The organism is uncultured Veillonella sp., from assembly GCF_937981445.1.
Classification (GTDB): domain Bacteria; phylum Bacillota; class Negativicutes; order Veillonellales; family Veillonellaceae; genus Veillonella_A.
Genome location: NZ_CALJON010000018.1, coordinates 1 through 5,102, shown reverse-complemented (window position 1 = coordinate 5,102; position 5,102 = coordinate 1). Strand labels below are relative to the sequence as shown.

The window sequence follows — 5,102 nt, the reverse complement described above, 5'->3', positions numbered from 1 at the left end:
GAACCTAGTAAAAGACTTACTTTTTTCTTCATATAATTACTCCGCACAATACGATAAGCATAAATCTTTAAAATAGCTTAAATCACCTTCACCACGTCTTGATTGGCGCATAATTTCATATAAGCCACGAAGGAGTTTAGCTATACCACGAGTAGAAACACGGCGAGCCTGACCATATGCTAATTTTATAGGATAGGCCTTTACTGTGGAGCCATTATTTTTAAAATACTCCTGCACCTGTCGTTCCGTCATGCCCTGACTGGCACATTCATTCACCATGAGCTGCAAGCGCAACTGCCCTTCAATGTATGACATGGCACGATCTACCTCTTTATATTGTAACATATAAGGAAATAAAGCCATCAATGTATCTACCTTGCGATTAAACAAAGCCTCTTTAAATAAGAAAATATTTTTAGCGCTAAAATCACTGCCATGTTCTAATAAAAAATCACGACTTATGGTCGACTTGGGCGGCAACAATAAAAAATAGCGATCGAATTCAGTACGCATAAAAGCCACTGGCACATCTTGCCATAATTCTAATAAATGACGCATATATTCCATACCGTCAGGGCTTAGCGTATAGCCTTTGGATTTACAGTACTGAACAATCCAATGCAATAAGGCGTCCCCTTTTAAGCGCGCACATTCCGTAGAGGGAATGGCTTTTAAAAACTGACTATTCCCCTTCAAGCGCTTATCTACTGAATCATGATAAATAATGAGCACCGGATTCTCCCCATTATAATGCATTAAAATATCATAGACTCGTTGCCACTCTTCACTCACTTTTTTACCTGTTTTAGCAAAAATTTGAGGATTTATCACACAATACACAGCCGGCTTAGCAAATAACGAATCAGCACTCAATACCTCACTAATAGCACTGGGTCCTAATTCATCATTTAACATCTGCGCCGGCATAGTTTTATATTTTTTTAAAAAGGCAATCTTTTTTTCCTCTATAAGTTGCGACTCATCACCATATACTAATTCTACAGTCATAGTCCCTCCTTACAATAAAAAATCCGGGATTATATAGGTTCCCGTCATATACACCTTTTCATCAGCTGGATCAATATCGCGCCCCCCTCTAAAAGACGGGCTATATATGATACCAGCAATATATTCTTTCTCTTCCATTGTAAGCACTAAACTCGAATCATTAGTGCTCAGAATTGTTAATTTATCCTCATCTAATTTTAAAGTCTTTTTGCCCGTTTGTCTATGACTGAATACATATGATTTACGCATCCCAACTACATGTAATACATCTGTCTTATCAAGCAATACATCATTAAATACTTCGCTATGGCCGAACTCCCAAACATTAGCTGTTAAACGATTCACCGGAGCTGTAGCATCATATTTCAACTCCTGCAATAAGCAAAGTGTTTCTGTATTATTATAAAATAAAATATCCCCTACATTATCTTTTATAATAATAGCCACCGGTTTAGTAATGCCATAATAATGACAGGCATTGACTATGCTAGCTCGACTTGAGGGAGATACTTCCTTTTTATTAAAATCCACATATAATAAGCCCTCCGCCTTAGCAAATCGTGTTCGCTTCATAACCAGTGTGGCGCCGCCCCTAGCTAGAGGTATGGTATGTATTTGTATATGGTTCTCTTCCCATAGGCCCCAATTAGCAGAACACAATGCAGTCAATAAAGCTAAATAGACTACAGACTCCTTAACAAATGGGCGATGGTTCCTTTCATACATCAAATAGTATAGTACATAAATAAGGAGTCCATAACTTAGCCAATGGACTAAGGATAAGGCTGCACTCCAATATACAAGCCCCGGCATAGTAGCAATAGTTTCATTTAAAAATAAAGCAAGCTGCAAAATAGCTTCCACTATCTGCCATAAAAAGCTAACCATACCACCTAAGCCTACCAAGCTTAAAATACCGGTTATTAGGAGCAAGCCTAAAATAGCTACAATCCCAAAATCCAATAAGGGCGCCACTACGATGGCGGCCACCAATGAACCTAGGCCGAGCATATGAAAGTAATACAATTGAAATGGCAAAATAAGCAGTTGGGCACATACGCACAGTGATACAGGCCCCCACACATAGGGCATGCCCTTAGGTAAACTCTGATACATTGAGCGAGCAAAGAGCATAATCCCATAGGTGGCACCAAATGAGAGCTGGAAACTAATGTCAAATAATTGCATAGGATCATAAAGTAACAATATAAAGGCGCTTATATGCAAAGCTTGTAAGCTCACATAATCACGCTTCATAATAATCCCTAGGCCCATGACTAATCCCATCAAAGCAGACCGAATGACTGGTGGATTATAGCCGACTAGTGCACAATAAATAAGAACAATGGCCATAGCACTATAAGTGGACCGTAACCGATTGATTTTGCAAATACGCCCTATAAAATAAATAAAGCTAAACAGCAAGGCTATGTGAGAACCTGATACAGATAAAATATGTATTAATCCTGTTTTTGAAAAGGCCAAAATTATATCTTCATCTAATACACCATAGGAGCCGCCTAACAGTAAACTTTCACTGAGGTAACTCATCGGTAATGATACATAGTGCTGTAATACACTGCGCATGGATTCATGGACTCCACCTAATACAAGCTGCAATGAATCAAAACTATTTGTATACCAAGCTATATCGGTCCCTCTAATATGAGCCAAATCGCTAGACTCTAATACACCCATATATTGACCATCATATATAGTCCCTATACGACCAGAACTAATATAACGAGCCCTCATATCGATTCTACCTTCTTCAGGAAAATAACGCGCTGGTTGTACCTTGCCCCTTACGAGTATATAAGAACCTGAAACTAATTGGTCAAACTCGCTACCAACATGTCGAGCCTTGGCTGTTTCACCTGTTTCACCTGTTTTAGTTATTTTAAGCTCTCTATATAAATTACGATTTCCTTTCGAATTATCTTGCTCCACTAAATTGTGTTTTTCATTGAAACTGTGTTGCTCCTGCGGTGTTACATATAATTGAATGCCACCCGACGCCGGAATAAAATGTCCAGTTTCAACAGGCCCATCTTCACTACGTTTAGCATCCTCAAAATATCCTAATACCTCTCCTTGCACACGCCAAGTAGTACCTTCTTTAGACTGGCTCACTTCGGGGCGTGATATGAGATGAACTACATATACAGCCTGTAAGCCCTGATAACTTAAGTCTCGCCCCTTATACTCCATAATAACCGATTCCGTACGCATATAGCCTATAAACATAGTCATGACCATGCAAAGAATTACACCTAGCACTTGAATGCTCCATACCATGCCGCCATGTATAATCGGTGAGCCAGTTTTATTTACATAAATAAATTCACGTTTCTTAGTTCGTCTCCAAGCACTACCAAAAACAACTACTAAAATCCAACTGGACCACAAGAAAACTCTCATAGGCAATGTCATTTCATACCATCGACCATAGGCAAAGCAAATCCCTACAGCCAAAGTCCACCATAAAGTAAACGCCCATTCGCTATAAGTAAAATAATAAGCTATATGATGTAAGTTAAATATAGACTGTATATAAGAAAACCATCGGCGTCCATTATAATGCATCTTAGCACTCCTTAACTTAAATAGGCCATAACGTTATATTATATTGTTATATGAGGTTCGAGCTTTTTAAACGTAGCCTCTCCAATGCCCTTAACTTGTTTTAGATCTTCAATCGATTTAAATGGACCATGCTGTTCTCTATAATCTAAAATCTTTTTAGCCGTCCCTGGTCCTACGCCAGATAATGTAACTAGCCCTTTTTCATCAGCAGTATTAATATTGACCTTCTTCTTTTGCAATAAAACTTCGGGATTGCCATTAAAATTAAAATTTACATGAATATGGCTTCCTAACATAAGTGGCTCTGCTAAATTCAAACGCTCTACCGCTGCATAAGGTAAAAACCCGCCACTCATTTGTATGACATCACCAATAGTAGCCCCTTCCATCACTTCATATAAACCTGGTGATTCTACAGCACCCGTTATGTATACCAAGCGATTTGATTCATCTGCTATGTTCCGTTCTTCATCAGTCGAGGTATTCCCTTGCGTAGCTGTTGTGGCAGCACTGGAATTCATTTGCGCATCTGAATCTGCTATAATAGGTCGTAGAACAACTACATACATACAAAATAAAAGCCCTATAATGAGCCATGTTTTTTTTCGTTTCATATGCTCACATCCTTTAGAAAATATTCCTACTAACGAATTCGCTACTAAAGGAAGAACCCCTATATATAAGCACCAATGAGGTGTATTGATTGTATGAGTAAGTATTGATTGTATGAGTAAGTATTTTTTTAAATGCGAGTAACGAAATGTAAAAAAATATAGCTAAAATATTAAAACGTATGGCTAAAATGTAAATACTGTACATTCAAAATGTACAGAAAAAAGTTTCACAAAAAAATTCGTAACATAGTTTCGCTAAGAAAGGATATTTAAATTTCATGGAATTACAACGTTTACAAACCTATGCTAAAGCCCTTTTAACAACGGGGGTTAATTTACAAAAAGAACAAACTTTAGTCATTTCTGTTGATGTAGAGAATCATAAATTTGTAGAAGTCATTACCGAAGAAGCCTACAAACTAGGGGCTAAAGAAGTAGTCGTGAACTGGCGCTCTACACCTATTAGCAAGCTTCGCCTCCTTCATGGGGCACAAGAAGTCTTAGAAGAACCAGCACCATGGATTCCCACCTATTACAAAACCTATGTAGATCAAAAAGCAGCCTTTTTATCATTAATAAGTGCTAATCCTACAGCTATGAAAGGCGTCCCTTCAGACCGCATGGCTACGCAATCAAGATCGTTAAACAAAGTATTGTCCTTTTATCATGATGCCATTATGGACTCTACCTTGACTTGGTGCGTTGCATCAGTAGCTACATTGCGCTGGACCGAATTGCTAGGCTTTACGGGAACCGATGAGGAAAAAATTGATGCCTTATGGACTCATTTATTTACCCTCTGTCGCATTGAAGGGGTCGATGAAGAAAACACCCTAGATAAACATTTAGCTCGTCTTAAAGCGCGCACAGAAGCCCTTAATAGCCATCAATTCA

General features: G+C 38.4%; 4 protein-coding genes. 1 reads left to right on the top strand and 3 read right to left on the bottom strand.

What is annotated here, in order from left to right; translation table 11 throughout:
* Positions 1-36: 36 nt before the first annotated feature.
* Genes holA through Q0376_RS03865 form a run of 3 tightly spaced genes read right to left on the bottom strand, consistent with a single transcriptional unit; the run spans position 37 to position 4,208 of the window.
* Positions 37-1,008 (bottom strand): DNA polymerase III subunit delta, encoded by a 972-nt coding sequence (gene holA, locus Q0376_RS03875; protein ID WP_298704291.1) that lies wholly within the window; start codon positions 1,006-1,008, stop codon positions 37-39.
* 9 nt (positions 1,009-1,017) lie between these two features.
* Positions 1,018-3,594: a ComEC/Rec2 family competence protein gene (locus tag Q0376_RS03870; RefSeq protein ID WP_298704288.1), complete on the bottom strand. Its 2,577-nt coding sequence runs from the start codon at positions 3,592-3,594 to the stop codon at positions 1,018-1,020.
* Positions 3,595-3,632: 38 nt separating this feature from the next.
* On the bottom strand, positions 3,633-4,208 hold the full coding sequence (locus tag Q0376_RS03865; protein ID WP_298704285.1) for a ComEA family DNA-binding protein: 576 nt from the start codon (positions 4,206-4,208) through the stop codon (positions 3,633-3,635).
* Between the two features lie 278 nt (positions 4,209-4,486).
* On the opposite strand from Q0376_RS03865, the gene Q0376_RS03860 reads away from it, so the two are divergent.
* Positions 4,487-5,102 (top strand): aminopeptidase (locus Q0376_RS03860; RefSeq protein WP_298704282.1); only part of this gene is annotated, 616 nt, incomplete at its 3' end.

Bases quoted from the DNA above. Each gene is read 5' to 3' on its own strand.
- holA (WP_298704291.1), bottom strand. From the start codon at position 1,008: ATGACTGTAGAATTAGTATATGGTGATGAGTCGCAACTTATAGAGGAA.
- Q0376_RS03870 (WP_298704288.1), bottom strand. From the start codon at position 3,594: ATGCATTATAATGGACGCCGATGGTTTTCTTATATACAGTCTATATTT.
- Q0376_RS03865 (WP_298704285.1), bottom strand. From the start codon at position 4,208: ATGAAACGAAAAAAAACATGGCTCATTATAGGGCTTTTATTTTGTATG.